The sequence below is a fragment of the Micromonospora sp. WMMD812 genome (assembly GCF_027497215.1).
GTDB lineage: Bacteria > Actinomycetota > Actinomycetes > Mycobacteriales > Micromonosporaceae > Micromonospora.
Window position 1 is genome coordinate 4411233 of the sequence record NZ_CP114904.1, and the last position, 20831, is coordinate 4432063.

Sequence of the window (20831 nt, forward strand, 5' to 3'; positions counted from 1 at the left end):
CAGCGCGCCGGGCCGATCGGGGCCTGTCGCCAATCGAGATCCGTGACGTGTCCGCCGACAAGCCTGCCCGTTCTGATCGGCTCGGCCGAGATCAGGGGACTCTTCCTTGCTTACTGCCCAACTCTCGCTACACAACGTCACCCGCCGTTACGACGACCGCGTGGTGCTGGACGCAGTGTCCTTCACCGTCAAACCGGGCGAGAAGGCGGGCATCATCGGCGACAACGGCGCGGGTAAGTCCACGCTGTTGCGGCTCCTCGCCGGGGCGGACCGGCCCGACAACGGCGAGGTGACGGTGGTCGCGCCCGGCGGCGTCGGCTACCTCGCCCAGTCGCTGGCGCTGCCGCCTGAAGCCACGATCCAGGACGCGATCGACCTCGCCCTTGCCGACCTGCGCGAGCTCGAGTCGCGGATGCGCGACGCCGAGACCGAACTGCACAGCCTGGCGGAAGCGGAACTCGCGGCCGCTCTGGAGGCCTACGCCGGGCTGGTCGCCCGGTACGAGGCGCGTGGCGGGTACGCGGCGGACACCCGGGTGGACATCGCGTTGCACGGGCTCGGCCTACCGGCTCTGGACCGTACGAGGTTGCTCGGCACGCTGTCCGGCGGGGAGCGGTCGCGGCTGGCCTTGGCCGCCACCTTGGCGTCCCAGCCGGAACTGCTGTTGCTCGACGAACCGACCAACGACCTGGACGACCAGGCCGTGGGTTGGCTGGAGGCGCACCTGCGGGCGCACCGCGGCACGGTGCTCACGGTGACCCACGACCGGGAGTTCCTGGGCCGGGTCACCACCACGATCCTGGAAGTCGGCGAGGGCACGGTGGCGCGCTACGGCGACGGCTACGACGGCTACCTCGCCGCCAAGTCCGCCGAACGCCAGCGTCGGCTCCAGGAATACGAGGACTGGCGCGCCGAGCTGGCCCGCAACCGGAAACTGGCTGCCGCGAACGCGGTCCGCCTGGACGCGATCCCGCGCAAGGCGCCGATGGCCAAGTTCGGGCACGGCGCCTTCCGGGCCCGTGGCCGCGACCACGGTGCGATGGGGCGCATCCGCAATGCCAAGGAGCGCATCGAGCGCCTCACCGGCAACCCCGTCGCGCCGCCGCCCGACCCACTGGTCTTCGCGGCCAGCATCACCGGCGCCGACAGTCAGACGCCGGAGGCGACCGCGGAACTCACCGGGATTCGCGTCGCCGACCGACTGTACGTGCCGTCACTGCGGATCGGGGGCGCGCAACGGCTCCTGGTCACCGGGCCCAACGGAGCGGGCAAGACCACCCTCGTCCGGGTCCTGGCCGGGGAACTGCATCCGGACGTCGGAACGGTACGCACGCGCGGTCGGATCGGGCACCTGCGACAGCAGGAAACCTTGTGGCCGCCCGACCTGACGGTGCCGCAGGCGTTTGCCCACGGGCGGGCCGGCGACCCGGACGAGTACACCGACGAACTGCTCTCCCTCGGCCTGTTCCGGCCGGCCGACCTGCGACTGCGGATGGGCGAGCTGTCGTACGGGCAGCGGCGCCGGATCGAGCTGGCCCGCCTGGTCAGCGAACCGGTCGACCTGCTGCTGCTCGACGAGCCGACGAACCACCTCTCCCCGGCCCTGGTCGAGCAGCTGGAGGAAGCCCTGGCGGATTACCCGGGCGCGGTGGTCACCGTCACCCACGACCGCCGCATGCGCGCCCGGTTCACCGGGACCCACCTGGAGCTGCGCGCCGGCCGCGTCGCGCAACTCCGGGAGTCCGCCCCCGTGGCCCACGCCTGCACCTCGCTGGTCAGCCCCGCCGCGTAGGCCGCCTCCCGTCGCCACACCACATCGGCAACCGCGCGGGGATCGTCGGCCCACACCCCGTGGGCCAGCTTGATCCGATACGTGGGCAGCGTGCCGAACGCCGCGTGCGCGGTGTCGTGCAGACCACCGGCGACCGCAGTAGCGCCTTACCGGTATTGCGCGCTGCCGAGCCGCTCGAGGGCGTCCCGGACGGCTGCCGGGCCGCGCCGGCGGCGAGGGATCGCACCTCCCTCTCCGGGAGCGGTTGTGGCATGGTGCCGGGTCGCCGTGTCACATGGCGAGCAGGACTCGTCCGAAGGGTCGGCCCTCAGCGAGCAGGCGCTGCGCGTCGGCGGCCTGGGCGAGGGGGAAGACCTGCGCCACGGAGGGATGCAGCGCACCGTCTGCGAGCAGGCTGAGCAGGGCCGCATCGGCCGCGTTGATCTGCTGCGGCGTGAAGAGGGCGAACCGGAATCCGTGGATGTGGGCGTTCTTCCAGATCAGATCGGTGACGTTGATGGTGGCCTGCATGCCGGCCGTATACCCGATGCTGATCAGGGTGCCGTTCACGGCCAGGCAGCCGAGCGCTTCCCCGGTGAGCGGCCCGGCGACCCCGTCGAGGACCACGTCGACACCCTTACCGTCGGTGAGGCGGGCGACACCGTCGCGTAGCGACTCCCGGGACAGGTCGATCACCTCGTACCCCGCATCGCGCCCCTTGTCAGCCTTGTCCGTGCTCGTGGCGGTGGTGATGGCCCGCGCCGCGCCAAGGACGCGAGCGACCTCGACGCCGCCCTGTCCGACTGCGCCGCCGACACCGGGCGCCAGTACGGTCTGCCCCGGCCGGAAGCCTGCCAGCTCGGTCAGCGCCAGGTGCGCGGTGAGGTAACCCGCTCCGGTCGTCAGCGCGGCGGCGGCCAGGTCATCCACGGTGTCCGGCACAGGAACAACGTGCGCCGGGGATGTACTCGGCCCAGCTGCCGTCGACGCTGACGCCGTAGCGACCGCCGCTGATCACGACGCGGGTGCCGGAGGCGAGCCCGGACGCGCCAGGCTGCTCCACGACCCCGCCCTGACTTGTCATTTACAAGCTAGCATGTGACTTCGGATATCCAAGTCAGGAGGTAGGCTGGACCCGTGAGAAAGCACGCCGCCCTGGATCCGGCGTACCCCGCCTGTTCCATCGCCCGGAGTCTGGAGATCCTCGGCGAGCGGTGGACCTTCCTCATCCTGCGCGAGGCACTGGGTGGGACGACCCGCTTCACTGATTTCGGCACCCGTCTCGGCGTATCCACCGACATCCTCACGGATCGTCTGGCCACCCTGGTCCGGGCCGGAATCCTCGAGAAAAGGCCCTACCAGGAGATCGGCGAGCGCCCAAGGTCCAGCTACCACCCCACCCCCGCGGGCGCGGAGTTGCTCGTGGTGCTCGGCGCGCTGCAGCAGTGGGGCGACCGCAACTGCCCACCGGCCGGCGGTCCGGCCAGCCAGCGGCGCAGCCGGGCCACCGGGCAGCGGCTGAGTGTGGCCTACGTCGACGAGTCCGGCCAGGCGGTCCCGCTGGAGGACGTCACCTTCGTGGCCGACGCGCAGCGCACCGCCGCCGCCGTTCCATCACGGCCCAGCCAGCCCTGAGAGGCGCCTCAACGGATTCCTGCACGCCTCTGACCCACCACCGTCGCATTCGGCCCCTCGGGTTCCACACCGGCAGCCAAGATCGTCGTGTCGTTCCGCTGCGCGCAAGAGGTCCGGGAGCTCCTGCCCGACCCGGAGCAAGACACGATGCTCCGCCAGGCTGACCGGCGGGCCGTCCCGACGCCTGATTGAGGAAGACTCGCCGCGTTCGAGCCGGACTCGCGTGGCCACGGTTCAGGACACGTCTGCGCATCGGCCCACCAGGTCGCGAGGTGGTGACCCCGGGGATCGGGCTGGGGCGAAGCCCGGTCCCCGGGCTCGTGGGATCACGCCTTCGCAACGCTCTGGTCGGCACCACATCGGCAGGCAGAATCGGCGCTCGGCGTGCTACCGAAGGAGTCCCTACCCCACGGCGCGAGAGGGTCAGGAGCCAATCCAGGTTGGTGCGCCGTTGTGGGTGGTCGTCGCGCGAATCGTGCAGCCCATCTCGTGCGCGGCGGCGGTGATGACGGCCCGGGCCGTGGCAGCGTCGTCCGGTGGGAACTCGACGCGGATCTGGTGGCCGTACGCGGTTTCGTAGGTCAGTAGCCAGTCGCGGTCGATGGCCTTGAAGTGGTCCTGTCGCCCGTGGTCGCCGGTGAAGTTGCCGCGGTCCGCGGTGGGGGCCAGGGCAGTGCGGAGGATGTGCAGGCGTTCGTCGTACGGGCGGTCGCTGTCGGACAAGCGCACGTAGACGTGGTCGCGTTCGCGGGCGGCGTCGAACCAGGGGATGGCGTGCGTCTCACCGAGGCCGGGGGTCGGCTGATGGGCACTCAGGTGACCGTAGAGCAGGTCGACGGCGCCGGTGTCGTACCGGTCGCAGCGACCGCCGAATTCGAAAACGACGACCGGCCAGGTGTCCGGAACACCCTCGGTCAGCCAGCACAACAGCACGCCGTTTCCGGTGCCGGCCCATTGGAGCAGGCCGCCGGGCTCTGGATGCAGCGCGTAGGGAAACGCCTCCGGAAACTCGCGGCGCACCTCCCGATGCCGGTCGAGGAGTTCACCGGCCTGCCACACCAGGTCGGCGTATCGTGACGTCGCTGCGGCGAACGGCGTGAGCAGCGTGATGTCACCGAACTGGCCCAGGCCGTAGGTGCCGACCAGCTCACGGTAGTCGGCAGGCAGGGTGACGCCGAGGGATGCCTCCGCTGCCGCCCAATCGCCGCTCGCGTGGACCGGCGCTGGCGGCGGCGGGACAAGCCGGGCCAGGTCCTCGATCGTCGCCACGGATGATCAGCTTAGCGTCGAAGCGCCGGCCGCTTGGACGCCCCGCGCCTGTCACCGAGGCGGCGCGTGTCCTACGACGAAACGTCTCGGCCGCGGCGCTCACTCTCCCCCGCCGGCACCGGCCCGTTCGGTCACGGCGGCAGCGGTGGCGTATCTGCCGCTGCGAAGGCGAGCTGCCGTACCGACGTTCGGCGTCGAGCCGACGCGTGCCAGTTCGGACGGATCCTGAGCGCTCGATCAGCCTGGTGCGGCCCTTCTACCATCCGGCCATGACGTACGAGCCGATCCTCGTGACCGAGCAGCGGCCCCGCCGGACGGGCCGCACCGTGTTGATCGTCGTCGCGGTGATCCTGGCCCTGTGCTGTGTGGGTGGGGCCGTCGGCGGCTTCTTCCTCTACGGCTTCTACCGGGACAATGCCGGCCCGGCCCGGGAGGCCGCCACCACCTATGTGGACGACGTGCGGGCGGGCAACTACCAGGTCGCCTACGGCCGGCTGTGTACGGAGGCGCGCGCCGCCACCACGCAGGAGGAGTTCGTCCGGATCCAGTCGGCCCAACCGAAGATTCGGAGTTACGAGACCGTCGGGGTGAACGTTTCCAACGTCAACGGGCAGATCCGCGCGGACGTCAGCATGCGGATGGTCCGGGAGTCGGGCGCGCAGGTCACCCAGGTCTTCCCACTGGTCCGTGAGCGCGGTGAGTGGCGCGTCTGCCAGTGATCGGCCGGTGATCGACACCGGATCGCCGACATGGCCGGGTCCAGCGCGCCGGGATCCCGCCAGTTCGGTTCCACGGAGTGGATCTAGGGTGCGCTGAACACCGCGGCCCGGTCGAGCACCGCCACCAGGCCGAGGATCGCGGCGGCGGCGCTGGCCGCGAGCAGCGGCAGGTCGAGTGTCACGAGCCCCGCGACGACCATCGCGGGGAGCCCGGCCAGCCGGGGCCAGGAGAGCCGCCGGTAGATGGCGACGGAGAGCAGCAGCCGCCCGGCCAGCGCCGCCGGGACGGCCGTGCCCATCAGCAGGGTGGCGAACGCCGCGGCGACCAGCCGGGCCCGCAGGGCGGGGTGTTCGGGGCGTACCAGTCGGACGACCAGATGGTGATGTCCACATCCACCAGATCGGGGCCAACACCAGAGCGGTCCGCAGCGCCCCGGTAACGGTCAGGTCGCCCAGCAGGCGTTCGCCAACTGGCTGAGCGCGAGGACGAACGCCAGGTCGAAGAAGAGTTCCAGGAAGGTGGCGCGCTCCGGGTCCTTGCGCTGCCGCAGCAGCCGTTCGGACCTACTCGCCATCCGTGCTCCTCGGGTCGCTCTGCGGATGTCGTACCACCGGGACCGGGCCGGCCGGGGCGAAAGCCGACGACGACCCCACGGCCGGTCGTGTCGTTGATCCGGCTGCACCCCCTGCTGCCCGGCACCACGGTGGGGGCACCGACCGTCGAGGAGGGGACGCCGATGACCCGTCAGCGGGAGACCGTCCAGGTCGAACCGGACCTGTTCCGCGCCGTCTACGACTCGCCCGCCGCGCTGCCGGGCCGGCACCGCTGGACCACCCCCGAGTCGGACGTACGGCGGCTGGAGAAGCTGCTCGGCATCCCGCCGCGCAGCATCGGCGCCCCGCTCTGGGTCAGCGGCGACGCGCCGGACTGCCCGAAGTGCGGTCGCCGGGTGACCTGGTACGACATCGTCTCGTCCGCCCTGCACGGGGTGCACGACCGCGCCATGATCGCCATGGTGATCCTCGGCGACCGCAAGTACGTGAACACCGAGGTGCCGGACGCGATCCCCGGCGTCAGCTGCGCCGACTGCCACACGCCGATCGAGGGGCTGCGCAGCTTCAAGTGCCACAACTGGGCGTACGCGTTCGAGGCGCTGGAGGAGGTCCGGAAACAGATGTCCGGCGGGCTCGGGGCCGGTTGATTCTCAGCGGGCGGTCCGGCGCACGGGCCGCCGCCCCGGTGGGCACGAGGGTTCCGGCCCGGCGTCGGGCACCGGCGGCATCGGCCGGACGACGGGCGAGCCGCCGACGACCCGCAACCGCTCGCCGTGGTGCCACACCTCGACGGCGGTGGCCGGCTCGGCGTCGGGCAGCTCGTAGCGGGCCTCGTCGGGAGTCAGGGTGACCCGCAGCCGGTGGCCGTGCCAGCGCAGGTGGAACGCGAGCCGGTGGATCCGGCGCGGCAGCCGCGGATCGAACGCGAGCACGCCCTGGTCGTCGCGCATCCCGCCGAAGCCCTGCACCAGCGCCAGCCACGACCCGGCCAGCGAGGCCAGGTGCAGCCCGTCCGCGGTCTTATCGCCGAGGTCCTCGAGGTCCTGGAGCACCGACTCGGCGAACAGGTCGTACGCCAGGTCGAGGTGCCCGACCTCGGCGGCGAGCACCGCCTGCGGGGCGGCCGACAGTGACGAGTCGCGGACCGTGCGGGGTTCGTAGTACGCGACGTTGCGCGCCTTCTCGTCGGCGCTGAACTCGCCGGGGCAGCGCAGCATGGCGAGCACCAGGTCGGCCTGCTTGACCACCTGCTTCCGGTACAGCTCCAGGTAGGGGTGGTGCAGCAGCAGCGGGTAGTCGTCCGCGCCGGTGCGGGCGAAGTCCCACTCGGGCTGCGCGGTGAACCCGGCGCACTGCTGGTGCACCCCACGCGCGTGGTCGTACGGGACGAACATCGCGTCGGCCGCGGCCCGCCACCCGGCCACCTCGGCCGGGTCGACGGCGAGGCGCTCGGCCCGGTCGGGGTGGCGTTCGACGGCGTCCGCCGCGCCGCGCAGGTTGCGCCGGGCCATCAGGTTCGTGAAGAGGTTGTCGTCGACCAGGGCGGCGTACTCGTCGGGGCCGGTCACCCCGTGCAGGTGGAAGGTGCCGTCCAACCAGTGGCCGAACCGCTGCCAGAGCCGCGCGGTCTCCACCAGCAGGTCCAGCCCCGTCTCGGCGAGGAACTCGTCGTCGCCGGTGGCCGCCGTGTAGCGCAGGACGGCGTCGGCGATGTCCGCGTTCACGTGCAGGGCCGCGCTGCCGGCGGGCCAGTAGCCGGAGCACTCCCGGCCGCCGATGGTCCGCCACGGGAAGGTCGCGCCGGCCAGCCGCAGCTCGGCGGCCCGCTCCCGCGCCTCGGGCAGGTGCGCGTGCCGCCAGCGCAGCGCCGACCGGGCCACCGGCGGGTCGAGGTAGGTGAGCACCGGCAGGACGTAGCTCTCGGTGTCCCAGAGCACGTGACCGTCGTAGCCGTTGCCGGTCAGCCCTTTCGCCGTAATGGTCCGGTCGCCGTCCGGACGGCCGGCCTGGATCAGGTGGAAGAGCGCGAACCGGACGGCCAGTTGGAGTTCCGGGTCGCCGTCCAGCTCCACGTCGGCGGTGCGCCAGGCGGCGTCCAGGGCGGCCCGCTGGGAGTCCAGCAGCGCGTCGAAGCCGTCCGCACGCGCCGCGTCCGCCTCGGCCACGACCAGGTCGGCCAACTCGTCGGGGGGTACGCCGCCCGCCGGGGTGCACTCGTGCGCGGCGAACTTGGTGAGCCGCAGCCGTTCGCCGGGCCGCAGCGGACCGGTGAGGGTCAACCGCAGCCGGTCGGGGGTGCAGTCGGTGTCGGCGCTGACGGACGGGGGCGCGTCGACCAGGTGGGCGACGCCCACCGCGACCCGCTGCCCGCTGTGTTCGGTGCGGTGGACGAGCACACCGTCCAGGCCGTCCGAGCGGCGGCGCTCGGCGGTCAGCGGATCGGTGATGACCGTGGCGGCGCGGGTCGTCGGCGCGCTCCGGCAGCCGCTCGTTGGCCAGCAGGTCGGAACAGACCCGCACCTCGACCGTCGCGTCGAGCGGCTCCACCTCGTAGCGGACCGCGGCGATCGGCCGTCGGGGCAGGGACACGAGCCGGGTGCTGCGGATCCGTACGCCGCGCCCGCCCGGCGAGATCCACTCCGTCTCCCGGCGTAGCACGCCGGCCCGCAGGTCCAGCACCCGTTCGTGGGTCCGCGTCGTGCCGGTGCGCACGTCCAGCGGCTCGCCGTCGACCCAGAGCCGGATCAGCGCGGCGTTCGGCGCGCTGACCCCGGTGTCGCTGACCTCGGGGAACCCGTACCCGTCCTCCGGGTAGCTCAATTGCCGCCGCTCGTAGAAGCCGTTGAGGTAGCTCCCCGGCATCCCGTACGGCTCGCCCTCGTCGAGGCAGCCGCGCCAACCGATCCAGCCGTTGGCCAGCGCGAAGATCGATTCCGTCTGGGCGAGCCGGTCCAGGTCTGCCGCCGTACGCCGGATCCGCCAGCTCTCGTCGTCCCCCCGGGTGCCCGGCTGCGCGGCCGTGGCGGTGGTGTGCACCGAGCCTCCTGTACTTCCGACGTCCCCGGATCGACCGCGGATCCGGCAGTGCGGTCACTGCGACGAAGGTCAGGGAGCCGTCCCGACCATCGCACACTGCGGCGGGTCTCGCCCGATCAATACCCTTTCCAGAGTGAACGGAATATGAACAGATGAGGTGAGTCATGGTGGAGTTACGCGCGACCGGCGCACCGGGGATCAGCGTCGACTGGTATCGGGACATCATCGGGATGGCCGCCGACGCCCCACAACCGGTGCGCTGGTTCGCCGGGCACTTCACCGAGGGCGTGATCGTGCTGCTCGGCGCGCTGCTGGTGGCGGCGGCCCTCACCCGGCTCCGCGGCGGCCCGCGGAACCGGGCGCTCGCCCTGGTCGCGCCGGTGCCGGTCCTCCTGGCGTACGGGTGCAGCGAGTCGCTGAAGTCGGTGGTGGACGAGGAACGGCCCTGCCGTACGGCCACCGAGGCGATCATCGCGGGCGCCTGCCCGCCACCGGGTGACTGGTCCTTCCCGAGCAACCACGCCACCATCGCCGGAGCGCTCGCGGTAGCCACGCTGCTGGTGTCCCACCGGATCGGGCTGGTAGCCGTTCCAGTCGCCGTGCTGGCCGCGTTCTCCCGCACCTTCGTCGGCGTGCACTACCCGCATGACGTGGCCGCCGGCGCGCTGCTCGGCGCGCTCGTGGTCCTGCTGGTCACCCCACTGCTGGCCCGACCGACCGCCGAGGTGCTGCGCCGGCGCGCCCGGGCCGCGGGACCGGGCCCGGACGCGGCGGGCGGGCCCGGGCGCCGCTGAGTCGCGCACCCGCCGGACGGTGGTCAGCAGCAGGTCCGCGACACGCGCCGAGTCAGCCGGTGGTCAGCAGCAGGCCGGCGACCGTGCCGAGCACGAGGAACGGGCCGAACGGGACGTGGCTCGACCACCGGGCCCGGCGGGCCAGCAGCAGGCCGAGGCTGACCAGCGCGGCGAGCCCGAGAGCGAGCAGCAGCCCGGCCACCAGGACGGGCCAGCCGTACCAGCCGAGCAGCAGGCCGGCGCCGAGCGCGAGCTTGGCGTCACCCAGCCCGAAGCCCCGCCGGCCGAGCAGCAGGGTGGTGGTGGCGAAGAAGAGCGCGAGGCCGGCCCCGGCCAGCGTCGCCCGCAGCCAGGGGCCGGCTCCCGTGCCACTCAGCGCGGCCAGCCCGAGCAGCGCCCAGACCCCGGCCGCCGCCGGGTAGGTGAGCCGGTCCGGCAGCCGGTGCACCGCCACGTCGACGAGGCTGAGTGGTATCGCCCAGGCGAGCCACCAGCCCACGGCCGCCAGTTCCACGGCGGGAAGGCCGAGCAGCGCCAGCACCAGCACGGCCGCCAGCGCGGCCAGTTCGACCGTGGCCGGCGGTGGCCCGACCCGGGCCCGGCACCGCCCGCACCGGGCCAGCGGGCCGAGCGCGGGCCACGGGCGGCGCAGGCCGACCGGTGCGCCGCAGGCCACGCAGCCGGCCAGGGCCGGCGCGTCCGGTGGTACGGCGTGCCGCAGCGCCGCCAGCCGGAGCAGCGGGGTGACCGCCAGGGCCGCGAGCACGGCGGCGGCACGGCCGGACGGGGTGGGCTCGATGGCGGCGGCCCGGGCCGGCTCGGGTGGCGTGCCGGACGCGGTGGGTTGGGCGCCGGCGGCCCCCGCCGGCTCCGGCGGGATGCCGGACGGGATGGGCCGCGGCCCGGTCAGCGCCATGGCGACCGCCCGGAGCAGCACGAGGGCCCGCCGAAGGCGAACACGGAACGTAACTTAACGATCGCTCTGGTGTAGCGGATGGCGCGAGAAATGACCTCGTGTCGAGCCGGCCCGCCCGGCGGCGTCGGCCGGACGGGAGCACCCGGCCGACGCGCCGCCCGTCCGGGCCGAGGCGCCGGCCCACCCGGTCGACCGAGGGACGGATCGGGCCAGATGCCGCAAGGGGTTCGCGTCTTCCGCCTCGCGGGCCGGCGACCCGGTCTCGCCCCACACCCGGCACCCGGATGCACCCCCGCCCATCGCGGCACACCCGGGCCGGCCTGTGCCCTGCTCACCCGCCACCACCACCTGTCATCACGGAGAGTGTTCGAATGAATTGCCTCTGTTGCATCGGCGGACGTCAGCCTATGCTCGCCCCTTGGGTGTGACGCAAGACTCATCGAGACGATCGGACGAACTCGAACTTCGCATTTGTAAAAGATCCGTAAAGGTAAATGCGGCGGCGCTTTCGACGGCTCCGGATGTGACCATTCGGGCGCGCTTCCGCATGCCCGGCGGCCGACGACGAGGTGGCCGCCGGTCGCCACCGAGGAGGCACGGCGGTGCGAGGACGGCAGCTCAGCCGAGCGACAACCTGCCTGTTGACGGTCGCGGCGCTGGCATCCGCGCCAGCCTGCGGCGCCGGCCGGGAGGCGGCGGTCCGGCCGCCGGCGAGCCCGACCGGGGACGCGTCGGCGGAGCGGGACGCCGATGAACAGGCCGCGGGAAAAGCCGCGTTGGACGCGTATTCCGGCTATCTCGCCGCGTCCCGTACGGCGAGTCGGCGCGGTGATCCGCACGCCCCGGAACTGTCCCGGTTCCTCGCGGATCCGCTGTTGACGCGAGTCCGAATGGCAATTCGCGAGACGAAGGAGCACGGTGCGATGCGTACCGGGACGTTGAAGTCGGATCCCACCGTGACGGCGGTGAGCCTGGACTCCGTACCGGCCACCGTGGAGATCCAGGACTGCCTCGACGCGACCGGATACCGGCTGGTCTACGTGAAGAACCAGCGGGCGGTGCCCGGCAGCGACGGGAAGAAGTACCTGGCCACCGCCACCGCCACCCGCTACCCCGACGGGCGTTGGCGGATCAACGCCGGCGCGGCCCACCAGGACCAGCCGTGCTGACCTGGGGAGGAAGAGGCGCCCCGGTCCGTCCGTCCCGGACCGGGGCACCTCACCGGACGCCCGCGCGGCCAGCCGCACCGACGGGTGGACGATCGCGGCCCGCACGCGGCCACGGCGTACGCCCGCGCCTCGCGCTGGCCGGGATCGGGCTGGTACTGCTGCTCGCGGCGGCCGGCACCACGCCGGCGGCCGCCCGCCGGGCCGACCCGGGCGGCGACTGCCCGCCGGAGCAGCACGACTGCAGCGTCTGGGACGACGAGCCCGGCACGCCGGGCGGCCCGGGCGGCGGGGGCGACCCCGGCGGGGGCGGCGACTCCGGTGGCGGGGGCGGCGCGGGAAAGTGCCAGTGGAACGGCCGCGTCGTGAAGTGCTACGACGACCTGCTCGGCTGGTTCAACAATGCCGACGGCTGCTACTACAAGCTGGAGGAGCCGCAGCGGCCCGGCACTCCCGAGGGCAAGCAGTGGTACCTGCTGACCTGCAACGGCGGCGACCTCGGCGCGCAGCGCGCGGAGCTGCTCGACGGTTCGCCCCCCGGCTACGGCGCCCCGCCCGACCCCGAGGAGCTGGCCCGGCGGGCGCTGGCCCGGATCACCATCGCGCCGCCCCGGATCGCGGTGGCACCCCGCCGCAGCACCGGACCCGGCCTGGTCGGGCTGCCGGTCTGGATGTGGGCCAGCCCCGGCGAGCAGTACTTCGGGTGTCCGGCAGCGAACCCCGACTGCTCCGCACCCGTGATCCGCGAGTCGGAGACCGAGCGCGGACTGACCGTGTCGATCGAGGCCCGCTTCGACCGGATCGTCTGGGACATGGACGACGGCCGGCAGGTCACCTGCACCGGCCCCGGCACGGAGTACAAGGTTGCCGGCCCGTACGCCGGCAAGCCCTCCCCGACCTGCGGCTACGACCGCGGGTACGCCAAGGCCGGCACCTACCGGGTCGACGCCACCACGCACTGGACGGTGACCTGGCACGGCGGCGGCGAGAGCGGGGTCATCCCGGTGACCCGGGCCACCGGAAACGTCCCGATCCAGATCAACGAACTCCAGGTGGTGACGCGATGAGCACGACGAACCCGCGGATCAGGACGGCGGTGGCCCGGTGAGCCTGGCGACGCGTAACGGGACCGGGACCGTGGACCCGCCGGTCAACCCGCCGAAGGTGGTCCGGCAGCGCCGGACCCGCCCCGGGCTGCTGGGCCTGGCCGTGCTGCTCATCGCGCTCGGCGGGCTCGGGGCCGCGTTCGCGGTCACCTCGGTCCGGGCCACCGGGAGCTACCTGGCGGTGTCCCGCGCGGTGGAGGTCGGCCGGCAGCTCGTCGCCGACGACCTGGTGTCCGTGCAGGTGTCCGGCGGGACCGGACTGGCCCCGGTGCCGGCCGACCGGCTCGACGAGGTGGTCGGCAAGCGGGCCGCCGTGGCGCTGACCCCGGGCACCCTGCTGACCCTGGCCCAGCTGACCGACGACCCGCTGCTCGGCCCCGGTCAGCAGCAGGTGGCCCTCGGCCTGGACGCCGCCGAGGTGCCCGCCCGGAGACTGCACCCCGGGGACAAGGTCCTGCTGGTCAGCACGCCGGATGACGACGCCACCGGCCCGCCCTCCGTTGCCGGCACCCGGTTCGAGGCGACCGTGATCGACACCAGCACCTCGGACGACGACGAGGTGGTGGTCTACCTGGCGCTCGCCGTCCGGGACGTGCCGGCGGTGGTGGCGCTGAACGCGCAAAACCGGATCGCCGTCGTGCTGACCGAGGCGGCCTGAGAATGGCGATCATCGCGCTGGTCTCCGCGAAGGGCTCGCCGGGGGTCACCACCGCGGCGCTCGCCGCCGCGCTGACGTGGCACCGGCGGCTGGTGCTCGCCGAGTGCGACCCGGCGGGCGGTTCGATCCTCGCCGGCTTCCTCGGCGGCGCGCTCGACGGGCCACGGGGCATCGGCGAGCTGGCCGTGGGTGAGTTGCGCGACGGCAATCTGGACACCGCGTTCTGGTCGCAGCTGGTCGACCTGGACGCGCCGCGCCGGGAACGGCTGTTGCTGCCCGGGGTGGTCGACCCGGCCCAGTCCGGCAGCGTCAGCCCGCTGTGGCAACGGTTCGCCGATTTCTTCACCGGGCTGGAACGCGGCACACCCCCGTACGACGTGCTGGTCGACTGCGGCCGGCTGCAGGTGGCCAACCCGCCCTGGCCGCTGCTGCGCGCCGCCTCGGTGGTGCTGGTGGTGACCCGGTCCGAACTGCCCGACCTCTCCGGCGCCCAAGCCACCGTGAAGGCGATCGAGCGGGACTTCGCCGAGCACCGGGTACCGGCCGGCAGCCTGCGGCTGCTGCTGATCGGCGACGGGCACGGGCGCACCGAGATCAGCCGCGCGCTGCGGCTGCCGGTGATCGCGCGACTGCCCGACGACCCGCGTACCGCCCGGGTGCTCGCCCTCGGCGGTACGGTCCGCGCCGGGCGGCCGCTGATGCGCGCCGCGGGCGCCCTGGAGGTGCCGGTCGGGACCCTGCTGGACCGCCGCCGGGCGCGGCTGGCCTGGCCCGTCCAGCAGGGGGTGCCGGATGCGGTTTGAACCGGTCTCCACGGATCCGCGCCGGCAGCCGCCGGCCGCGACGTCGACCGTGCCGCCGCTGGCGCCGGCGCACGGCCGGCAGCACCCGCCGCCGCCCGCGCTCCCGGCGACGGCGGCCGTGCCGCAGCCCGAGCCACCGCCCCGGCCCCGAATCGACTTCCACGTGGTCCGCGAGCTGCGCCGCGAGCTGACCGAGCGGCTCACCCTCTGGCAGCGCGGCCGCGAGTTCACCGTCGACGAGGAGGACACCGAGCGGGCCCGGCTCGCCGTGGCGGTCGTCGCCGGGTACGCCGACTCGGTCCGCCGCGCCGGCACGCCGATGCCGGCCGACGAGGAGCGCCTGCTGCTCGACCAGGTGACCGCGGAACTCGTCGGGCTCGGCCGGCTGCAGACCCTGCTGGTCGACGACACCATCGAGGAGGTGCACATCCTCGGCTGCGACCAGGTGCGCATCACCCGCCACGGCGGCGGCGTCGACTGGGCCGAGCCGATCGCGGACAGCGACGCCGAGCTCGTGGAGATCCTCCAGGCGGCGGCCCGGCGGGCCGGGGCCACCGAACGCTCGCTCTCCACGTCGAAGCCCACTCTGGACCTGCAACTGCCCGACGGCAGCCGGCTCGCCGCGGTGTTCCTGGTCAGCCACCGCCCGTACGCGGTGATCCGCAAGCACAACACCCTCGACGTCGGCCTGGACGACATCGCCGGCTCCCGGGCCGACCTGGACGAGATGATCGACCCGCTGCTGCGCGACTTCCTCCGCGCGTCCATGCGGGCCGGGCTGAACATCATGGTGGCCGGGCTCGCCGGGGCCGGGAAGACCACGGTCATCCGGGCCCTGATGAACGAGATCCCGCCGGACGAGCCGTACGTGCTGCTGGAGGAGAGCCGGGAGCTGCTGCCGGCCCGCCGGCGGTCGCGGCATCGGGCGGTGATGAGCTTCGAGGCCCGGGAGGGACACGGCGAGCGCGGTCTGGACGGCCGCCCGGCCGGTGAGGTGACCATCGCCGACCTGATCCCGGTCTCGCTGCGGATGGGCGTGCTGCGGATCATCGTCGGCGAGGTCCGGTCCCGGGAGATCGTCCCGATGCTCCAGGCGATGACCACCAGCCGGGGCTCGATGTGCACGATCCACGCCCGTACCCCGGCCGGGGTGAGCGAGCGGATCGTCGAGCTGGCGCTGGCGCACGGGCGGGAGATGACCGTGGACCAGGCGCGCCGGATGGCCGGCAACGCACTCGACCTGATCGTCTACGTGACGGTCGAGGACGAGACCGGAATCGGCGGGCGGAAGCACCGGTTCGTCTCGCACGTCGAGGAGGTGATCGGAGCCGGTGAACAGGGCCGCATCACCACCACCAGCGTGTTCGGCCCCGGGCCCGACGGCCGGGCCGTCCCCCGGCACCTGCCCGAGCGGGTACGCGACCAGCTGCTCCGGGTCGGCTACGACGCCCGGCTGCTGAGCCGGTGGATCGAGGCCGGCACCGGCGCGTGGCGGCGTCCCCGGCAGAGCCGACTGGGCCGGCGGTGACCCGTGCGTGACAACGTCGAACTGATCGCGGTCGTCTCGGGGGCCGCCTGTGTGGCCGGCCTGCTGCTCGCGGTCGTCGCCCTGGTCGGCACCCGGCGACCACCCGGCCGCGCCCCTGGCGCCGGCCCGGGCCTGCGCCGGCTCTGGCACGGCTCGGGCAGCACGCCCCGGGAGCGGCGCGCGCACCAGTCTCTGCTGGTCGGTGCGGCGGCGGCCGGCGCGCTCGCCTTCCTGCTCACCGGCCTACCGGTGGTCGGCCTGCTGGTGGCGGTGGCGGTGCCCGGCACGCCGTGGCTGTTCAACGTGGGCCGCGCCGAGCAACGGGCCATCGCCCGGATCGAGGCGGTCGGCGAGTGGACGCGTCGACTCAAGGACGTGTCCGCCGTCGGGCAGGGGCTGCAACAGTCCATCATCGGCACCGTCGGCACCGCGCCGGAGGAGATCGAGGAGGAGGTACGGCTGCTGGCCGCCCGGCTCCAGGCCGGCTGGCTGGCCCGCTCCGCCCTGCTCGCCTTCGCCGACGAGATCGCCGACCCGGTCTGCGACCAGGTGGTGGCGGCGCTGATCCTGCACCTCACCGACCGGGGTGAGCGGCTCGGCGACGTGCTCGGCTCGATCGCCGCGGCGGCGGCCGCCGAGGTGGCGACCCGGCGGGAGGTCGAGGCGAAGCGCACCCAGCCCCGGTTCGCGGTCCGCTTCCTCACCGGGATGACCCTCGCCACCATCGGCTACGGGCTGCTCAACACCGAGTACATCTGGCCGTACGGCACGCCGACCGGGCAACTCGTGATGGCGGCGCTCGGTGCCGCGTTCGTCGGCCTGCTCGCCTGGGTGCGGTCGATGAGCCAGCCCCAGCGGCCGGCCCGCTTCCTGCCCGCCCCCGACCCGGAGGAGGCGATCGCATGATTCTGAACTGGCAGCTCGGGATCGCCGTCGGCGGCGGCGCGGCCGTCGGGCTGGGCGTGTTCCTCGTCGTCCGCGAGCTGGTGCCGGCCACGCCGGCGCTCGGTCCGGCGCTGCGCCGGCTGCACCAGCCGCCCGGCACCGGTCCACTCGCCGGGCGCGCCGACCGCCGGCTGGAGTGGCTCACCGGGCTGTCCCGGTGGCTGCGGCCCCCGCACCGGCAGCTCGCGCTCATCGACCAGACCCCCGAGCAGTACGCCCTGTCGGTGCTGCTCTCCACGCTGATCGGGCTGGCCGCGCCGACCTTGCTCAGCGCCACCCTGTTCGCCGTCGGCGTCCGGCTGCCGGTGGTGGTGCCGGTGCTCGGCAGTCTCGGGCTGGCCCTGCTCTCCGCGCTGATCGCGCACCACTCCGTGCTGGCCCGGGCCGCCACCGCGCGGGACGAGTTCCGCCAGGCCGTCTGTACCTACCTGGACCTGGTGGCGTTGCAGCTCTCCGCCGCGCACGGCCCGGTGCAGTCGCTGGAGCGGGCCGCCGCGGTCTGTGACGGCTGGGTCTTCGACCGGATCTCCGAGGCGCTGCGCATCGCCCAGATGCAGATGCACTCGCCCTGGGACGAGCTGCGCGAACTCGCCGACCGGATCGGCATCCCCGAGCTGGGCGACGTGGGAGCGATCATGCGCTCCTCCGGCAGCGAGGGAGCGCAGGTCCACGAGACCCTGCGCAGCCGCGCCGACTCGCTGCGCGACCAGATCCGCACCGACAACCTGGCCCGGGCCGAGGGGGTGACCAGTCGCCTCGACATCCCGGGCGCGCTGCTCGTCTTCGTCCTGCTCGGCTTCGCGATCTACCCGTTCATCGCCCGTCTCTGACCCCGATCGAGAAGGAGCACGTCATGCACCTCGTCACCTACCTGCACGTCGCGCTGGCCGCGCGCCTCGCCGAACTGCGCCGCGACGGCGAGCGCGGCGACAGCCCGGTGCCGACCGCGGTGATCATCTTCGGCCTCGTCGCGGTCGCGATGGCGGTCACCGCGGCGGCCCTGGCCAGCGCCAACGACTGGATGAGCAACATCCCGAAGCACCAGGACCCGAAGTAGCGCGACCGATGTGCCGAGGAATCCGGTCGGGCGTACGCCGGGCGGTCGCGGCCGCCCGGCGGCGCCTGGCGGCCGGTGGCCGGGACGGCGGGGCGAACCCCGTCGAGCTGGCCGTCGTCCTGCCCGCCATCCTGCTGCTGCTGTTCGCCTCGATCCAGGTCGCCGTCTGGTTCGTGGCCCGCTCGACCGCGCTGAACGCCGCGCAGAGCGCCGTGAACGCCCAGCGGGTGCACCAGGCCCCCGCCGACGCCGGCTTACGGCGGGCCACCCGGTTCCTCACCGTCTCCGGCGACTGGCTGGTGGGCTGGAAGTCGCCCGGGCCCACCTGCCAGACCAGCGCCACCGAGGTGACGTGCACGGTGCGCGGCAGGTCGCTGTCGGTCGTACCGCTGGTGACCTTCCCGGTCGAACAGACCGCGCACGGGACGGTGGAGCGGTGGACGACGCCGTGAGCCGCGACGCCGGGCGGGGCTCGGTCTCCATCGAGGTGGCGGTGCTCGCCCCGGCCTTCATCGCACTGCTGGTGCTGGCCGGGGCCGCCGGGCGTACCGCGGTGGCGGCCGAGGCGCTCGACGCCGCCGCGCACGACGCCGCCCGGGCCGCGTCGATCTCCCGGGACGCGCGCACCGCCCGGGCCGAGGCGCGGGACGCGGCCGTCCGGCAACTGAACTGGCGGGGCCTGAACTGCGACGGCACCCCGACCCTGACCTTCACCGGCTCGGTGGGCGGCCGCCCGTCCACCTTCGCCGCCGCCTTCCGCAGCCCGCCCGGGCAGTCCGCGACGGTCACCGTCCGGGTCGCCTGCACGGTCTCCTACCGCGACCTGCACCTGTCCGTCCTGCCCGGGATGCCGAGCGGCAATCGGGTGACGGCGAGCTTCACCTCACCTCTGGACCGCTACCGGAGCCGTGGATGACCGCCCCACACCTCGTACGCCCCGGTTCGCCAACGGCGGTCGGCTGGCGGCCCGCGCGGGACCGCGACGCCGGGCGGGTGAGCATCTTCCTCGCCGTGGCGATGGTCGGGGTACTCGCCATCATCGGCCTCTCCTTCGACGGGGCCGGCCAGCTGCGGACCCTGCAACGCGCCGACAACCTGGCCGCCGAGGCGGCCCGGTCCGGCGGGCAGGCCATCGACCGGGCCACCGCGATCGCCGGCGGGCCGAAGCGGATCGACGAGCCGCAGGCCCGCGCCGCAGTGGCCGACTACCTCGCCGCCGCCGACACCGCCGGCCACACGGTCACCTTCCCGGTCGTCGACGGCGAGACGCTGATCCGGGTCCGGGTGACCATCACCTACCGCCGCTCGATGCTCGGCCTCTTCGGCTTCGACGACACCGTCACCGTCTCGGGTGAGGCGACCGCGCGGGCCCTCACCCGAGCACCGTAGGAAGGAAGGCAGTCATGGCCGACTCGGGTCGCTCCGCCGTCCGCCGCACCGGACGGGTCCTCACCGGCATCGGTGCGCTGGCCGTGCTCTGCGGGGTGCTGGTCGGCGCCCCGGTGGCGCTGCTCGCCCTCGCCGGCAACCCGGTGCCCGACCACCTACCGACCGTCGCCGAGATCGGCGCCACCCTGACCAGCCGCGACGACGGGCAGCTCTTCCTCCGGGCACTGGCTCTGGCCGGCTGGTTCGGGTGGGCCACCTTCACCTTCTCCGTGCTGGTCGAGCTGGGCGCCCAGGCGCTGCGCCGGACGGCGCCCCGGCTGCCCGGCATGAGCCGCCAGCAGCGGGCCGCCGCCGCCCTGGTCGGCTCGGTCGCGCTGATCGTCGCCGCCGCCCCGGCGGCGAGCGCCGCGACGGCGGCCACCACCCAGCCGTACACCCCGGCGGCCCCCGCCGTCGCCGCCGGTTGGGCCCCAACCGTGGCTGCCCAACCGGCGCTGGCACCGCCGCCGACCCTCGCTGCGCCGCCGTCAGCCCTCGCTGCGCCGCCGTCGGCCTCGGCGGCGCCCGACGCGGTGGCGCTGCGGGCGGTCGCGCCCACCGGCCGGGTGACGCCGCCGGGCGGCGCACCGGTCTACCGGGTGGCGAAGGGCGACTACCTGGGCGCGGTCGCCGAGCGCTACCTGGACGAGTTCGGCGACTACCGCGAACTGGCCCGCCTGAACCATCTCGCCGACCCGGACCGGATCCGCCCCGGGCAGTTGCTCAAGCTGCCCGAGCAGGCCACCGACCGGGGCGTCCGACCGCACGCCACGGGCCGCCTGGTGGCCCGTCCCGCGCCGGCGCGCCCGACGCCGACCCCCGAGCGGGTCGCCCCGGGACACGAGACGCGGCCGGCGCCGCCGCCGTCGGCCGCCGAGACCCCGGCCGGCAATCCGCCTGCCGAGCTGCCGCACGGCGACGCGCCCGCGATGACCGTCGGCGCGGCACGGGTCGGTGAGCCGGACCGGGTGAACCGGCCTCTCGCCGTCTCCGCCGTGCTCGCCGTGGCGAGCATCGTCGGCGCCCAGATCGGGGCGGTGCTCGGGTTGCGCCGTCGCCCGGCCACCGCCGGCGGGCGGGCCACCGCCTCCGCCCAGCGGCGATCGGTCGCGGCCGGGACGAGTGGGCCGGCGGCCCGGGCCCACGCGACGGCCCGGGAACTGCCGGCCGGGCGACACCGACGGGACTGACGCAGGCCCTGCCCATCGGAATGGCCGCCCGTCGGCGCGGCTGGAGATGTGTTCGGGCCCTGTCGAGCTGCCCCCGATCCGGGGCGCGGACCGGGCGCGTTCAGCACGGCCGCCCGTCGGCGCGGCTGGAGACGCACTCGGGCAAAGTCGACCTGCCCCGGATCCGGGGCGGCGGACCGGGCGCACGCCGCCGGTGAGTCGTTTTCGTCATCAGCTCTAAAGGAGCCGCCGGGTGCTGCCGGACCGCCGGATGGA

The 20831-nt window shown here is 73.9% G+C and carries 22 protein-coding genes and 1 pseudogene; 17 read left to right on the forward strand and 6 right to left on the reverse strand.

The window, feature by feature from the left end:
• The first annotated feature begins 106 nt into the window (after nt 1–106).
• Entirely contained in the window at nt 107–1792 is a 1686-nt protein-coding gene (locus O7603_RS20300; protein WP_281571383.1) for a TlrC/CarA/OleB/SrmB family ABC-F type ribosomal protection protein, read from the forward strand.
• A 270-nt stretch (nt 1793–2062) separates the two neighbouring features.
• Here the strand turns inward: O7603_RS20300 and O7603_RS20305 are convergent, their stop codons facing one another.
• A complete protein-coding gene (locus O7603_RS20305) occupies nt 2063–2713 on the reverse strand; it encodes a zinc-binding dehydrogenase (RefSeq protein WP_281571384.1) in 651 nt (216 codons plus the stop codon).
• Between the two features lie 195 nt (nt 2714–2908).
• Between O7603_RS20305 and O7603_RS20310 the strand changes: the two genes are divergently transcribed.
• The gene (locus O7603_RS20310) at nt 2909–3406 is read left to right on the forward strand and encodes a helix-turn-helix domain-containing protein (protein WP_281571385.1); all 498 of its coding nucleotides are present in this window, start codon (nt 2909–2911) and stop codon (nt 3404–3406) included.
• A gap of 423 nt (nt 3407–3829) precedes the next feature.
• On the opposite strand, the gene O7603_RS20315 is transcribed toward O7603_RS20310, so the two are convergent.
• The gene (locus O7603_RS20315; RefSeq protein WP_281571386.1) at nt 3830–4675 is read right to left on the reverse strand and encodes an SMI1/KNR4 family protein; all 846 of its coding nucleotides are present in this window, start codon (nt 4673–4675) and stop codon (nt 3830–3832) included.
• A gap of 269 nt (nt 4676–4944) precedes the next feature.
• Between O7603_RS20315 and O7603_RS20320 the strand changes: the two genes are divergently transcribed.
• On the forward strand, nt 4945–5394 hold the full coding sequence (locus O7603_RS20320; protein WP_281571387.1) for a DUF4878 domain-containing protein: 450 nt from the start codon (nt 4945–4947) through the stop codon (nt 5392–5394).
• An 83-nt stretch (nt 5395–5477) separates the two neighbouring features.
• On the opposite strand, the gene O7603_RS20325 is transcribed toward O7603_RS20320, so the two are convergent.
• Nucleotides 5478–5693, reverse strand: coding sequence for a hypothetical protein (locus O7603_RS20325; RefSeq protein ID WP_281571388.1), 216 nt, complete (start codon nt 5691–5693; stop codon nt 5478–5480).
• 144 nt (nt 5694–5837) lie between these two features.
• Complete coding sequence (locus O7603_RS20330; protein WP_281571389.1) at nt 5838–5969, reverse strand: hypothetical protein; 132 nt, start codon at nt 5967–5969, stop codon at nt 5838–5840.
• 87 nt (nt 5970–6056) lie between these two features.
• Here O7603_RS20330 and O7603_RS20335 point away from each other — a divergent pair, with 87 nt between their 5' ends.
• A complete protein-coding gene (locus O7603_RS20335) occupies nt 6057–6596 on the forward strand; it encodes a hypothetical protein (protein ID WP_281571390.1) in 540 nt (179 codons plus the stop codon).
• A 3-nt stretch (nt 6597–6599) separates the two neighbouring features.
• Here the strand turns inward: O7603_RS20335 and O7603_RS20340 are convergent.
• A pseudogene (locus O7603_RS20340) lies at nt 6600–8985 on the reverse strand (glycosyl hydrolase family 65 protein).
• A 164-nt stretch (nt 8986–9149) separates the two neighbouring features.
• Between O7603_RS20340 and O7603_RS20345 the strand changes: the two are divergent.
• Nucleotides 9150–9779, forward strand: a complete 630-nt coding sequence (locus O7603_RS20345) for a phosphatase PAP2 family protein (RefSeq protein WP_281571391.1) — start codon at nt 9150–9152, stop codon at nt 9777–9779.
• A 52-nt stretch (nt 9780–9831) separates the two neighbouring features.
• Here the strand turns inward: O7603_RS20345 and O7603_RS20350 are convergent, their stop codons facing one another.
• A complete protein-coding gene (locus O7603_RS20350) occupies nt 9832–10716 on the reverse strand; it encodes an A24 family peptidase (RefSeq protein ID WP_281571392.1) in 885 nt (294 codons plus the stop codon).
• A 581-nt stretch (nt 10717–11297) separates the two neighbouring features.
• Between O7603_RS20350 and O7603_RS20355 the strand changes: the two genes are divergently transcribed.
• The 12 genes from O7603_RS20355 (at nt 11298) to O7603_RS20410 (ending at nt 20576) form a co-directional block, all read left to right on the forward strand.
• Nucleotides 11298–11864 carry a hypothetical protein gene (locus O7603_RS20355; RefSeq protein WP_281571393.1) on the forward strand — a complete coding sequence of 189 codons (567 nt, stop codon included), beginning with the start codon at nt 11298–11300 and terminating at the stop codon, nt 11862–11864.
• A 158-nt stretch (nt 11865–12022) separates the two neighbouring features.
• Nucleotides 12023–12928 (forward strand): hypothetical protein, encoded by a 906-nt coding sequence (locus O7603_RS20360; protein WP_281576747.1) that lies wholly within the window; start codon nt 12023–12025, stop codon nt 12926–12928.
• A gap of 37 nt (nt 12929–12965) precedes the next feature.
• A complete protein-coding gene (locus O7603_RS20365; RefSeq protein ID WP_281571394.1) occupies nt 12966–13625 on the forward strand; it encodes an SAF domain-containing protein in 660 nt (219 codons plus the stop codon).
• 2 nt (nt 13626–13627) lie between these two features.
• The gene (locus O7603_RS20370) at nt 13628–14428 is read left to right on the forward strand and encodes a ParA family protein (protein WP_281571395.1); all 801 of its coding nucleotides are present in this window, start codon (nt 13628–13630) and stop codon (nt 14426–14428) included.
• Entirely contained in the window at nt 14418–15956 is a 1539-nt protein-coding gene (locus tag O7603_RS20375) for an ATPase, T2SS/T4P/T4SS family (RefSeq protein WP_281571396.1), read from the forward strand. The genes O7603_RS20370 and O7603_RS20375 overlap by 11 nt, the downstream gene beginning before the upstream one ends.
• Nucleotides 15957–15959: 3 nt before the next feature.
• A complete protein-coding gene (locus O7603_RS20380) occupies nt 15960–16862 on the forward strand; it encodes a type II secretion system F family protein (protein WP_281571397.1) in 903 nt (300 codons plus the stop codon).
• Nucleotides 16859–17731 carry a type II secretion system F family protein gene (locus O7603_RS20385; RefSeq protein ID WP_281571398.1) on the forward strand — a complete coding sequence of 291 codons (873 nt, stop codon included), beginning with the start codon at nt 16859–16861 and terminating at the stop codon, nt 17729–17731. Before O7603_RS20380 ends, O7603_RS20385 begins: the two co-directional genes overlap by 4 nt.
• 23 nt (nt 17732–17754) lie before the next feature.
• A complete protein-coding gene (locus O7603_RS20390) occupies nt 17755–17958 on the forward strand; it encodes a hypothetical protein (protein ID WP_281571399.1) in 204 nt (67 codons plus the stop codon).
• 8 nt (nt 17959–17966) lie between these two features.
• Entirely contained in the window at nt 17967–18410 is a 444-nt protein-coding gene (locus tag O7603_RS20395) for a TadE family protein (protein ID WP_281571400.1), read from the forward strand.
• Nucleotides 18395–18874 carry a TadE/TadG family type IV pilus assembly protein gene (locus O7603_RS20400; RefSeq protein ID WP_281571401.1) on the forward strand — a complete coding sequence of 160 codons (480 nt, stop codon included), beginning with the start codon at nt 18395–18397 and terminating at the stop codon, nt 18872–18874. The genes O7603_RS20395 and O7603_RS20400 overlap by 16 nt, the downstream gene beginning before the upstream one ends.
• A gap of 101 nt (nt 18875–18975) precedes the next feature.
• On the forward strand, nt 18976–19347 hold the full coding sequence (locus tag O7603_RS20405; protein WP_281576748.1) for a hypothetical protein: 372 nt from the start codon (nt 18976–18978) through the stop codon (nt 19345–19347).
• 14 nt (nt 19348–19361) lie between these two features.
• Entirely contained in the window at nt 19362–20576 is a 1215-nt protein-coding gene (locus O7603_RS20410) for a LysM domain-containing protein (protein WP_281571402.1), read from the forward strand.
• Nucleotides 20577–20831: the final 255 nt, after the last annotated feature.

Coding starts and splice junctions, on each gene's coding strand:
- O7603_RS20370 (WP_281571395.1), top strand. CDS start 13,628: ATGGCGATCATCGCGCTGGTCTCCGCGAAGGGCTCGCCGGGGGTCACC.
- O7603_RS20390 (WP_281571399.1), top strand. CDS start 17,755: ATGCACCTCGTCACCTACCTGCACGTCGCGCTGGCCGCGCGCCTCGCC.
- O7603_RS20345 (WP_281571391.1), top strand. CDS start 9,150: ATGGTGGAGTTACGCGCGACCGGCGCACCGGGGATCAGCGTCGACTGG.
- O7603_RS20385 (WP_281571398.1), top strand. CDS start 16,859: ATGATTCTGAACTGGCAGCTCGGGATCGCCGTCGGCGGCGGCGCGGCC.
- O7603_RS20325 (WP_281571388.1), bottom strand. CDS start 5,693: ATGGGCACGGCCGTCCCGGCGGCGCTGGCCGGGCGGCTGCTGCTCTCC.
- O7603_RS20375 (WP_281571396.1), top strand. CDS start 14,418: ATGCGGTTTGAACCGGTCTCCACGGATCCGCGCCGGCAGCCGCCGGCC.
- O7603_RS20405 (WP_281576748.1), top strand. CDS start 18,976: ATGGTCGGGGTACTCGCCATCATCGGCCTCTCCTTCGACGGGGCCGGC.
- O7603_RS20330 (WP_281571389.1), bottom strand. CDS start 5,969: ATGGCGAGTAGGTCCGAACGGCTGCTGCGGCAGCGCAAGGACCCGGAG.
- O7603_RS20410 (WP_281571402.1), top strand. CDS start 19,362: ATGGCCGACTCGGGTCGCTCCGCCGTCCGCCGCACCGGACGGGTCCTC.
- O7603_RS20395 (WP_281571400.1), top strand. CDS start 17,967: ATGTGCCGAGGAATCCGGTCGGGCGTACGCCGGGCGGTCGCGGCCGCC.
- O7603_RS20320 (WP_281571387.1), top strand. CDS start 4,945: ATGACGTACGAGCCGATCCTCGTGACCGAGCAGCGGCCCCGCCGGACG.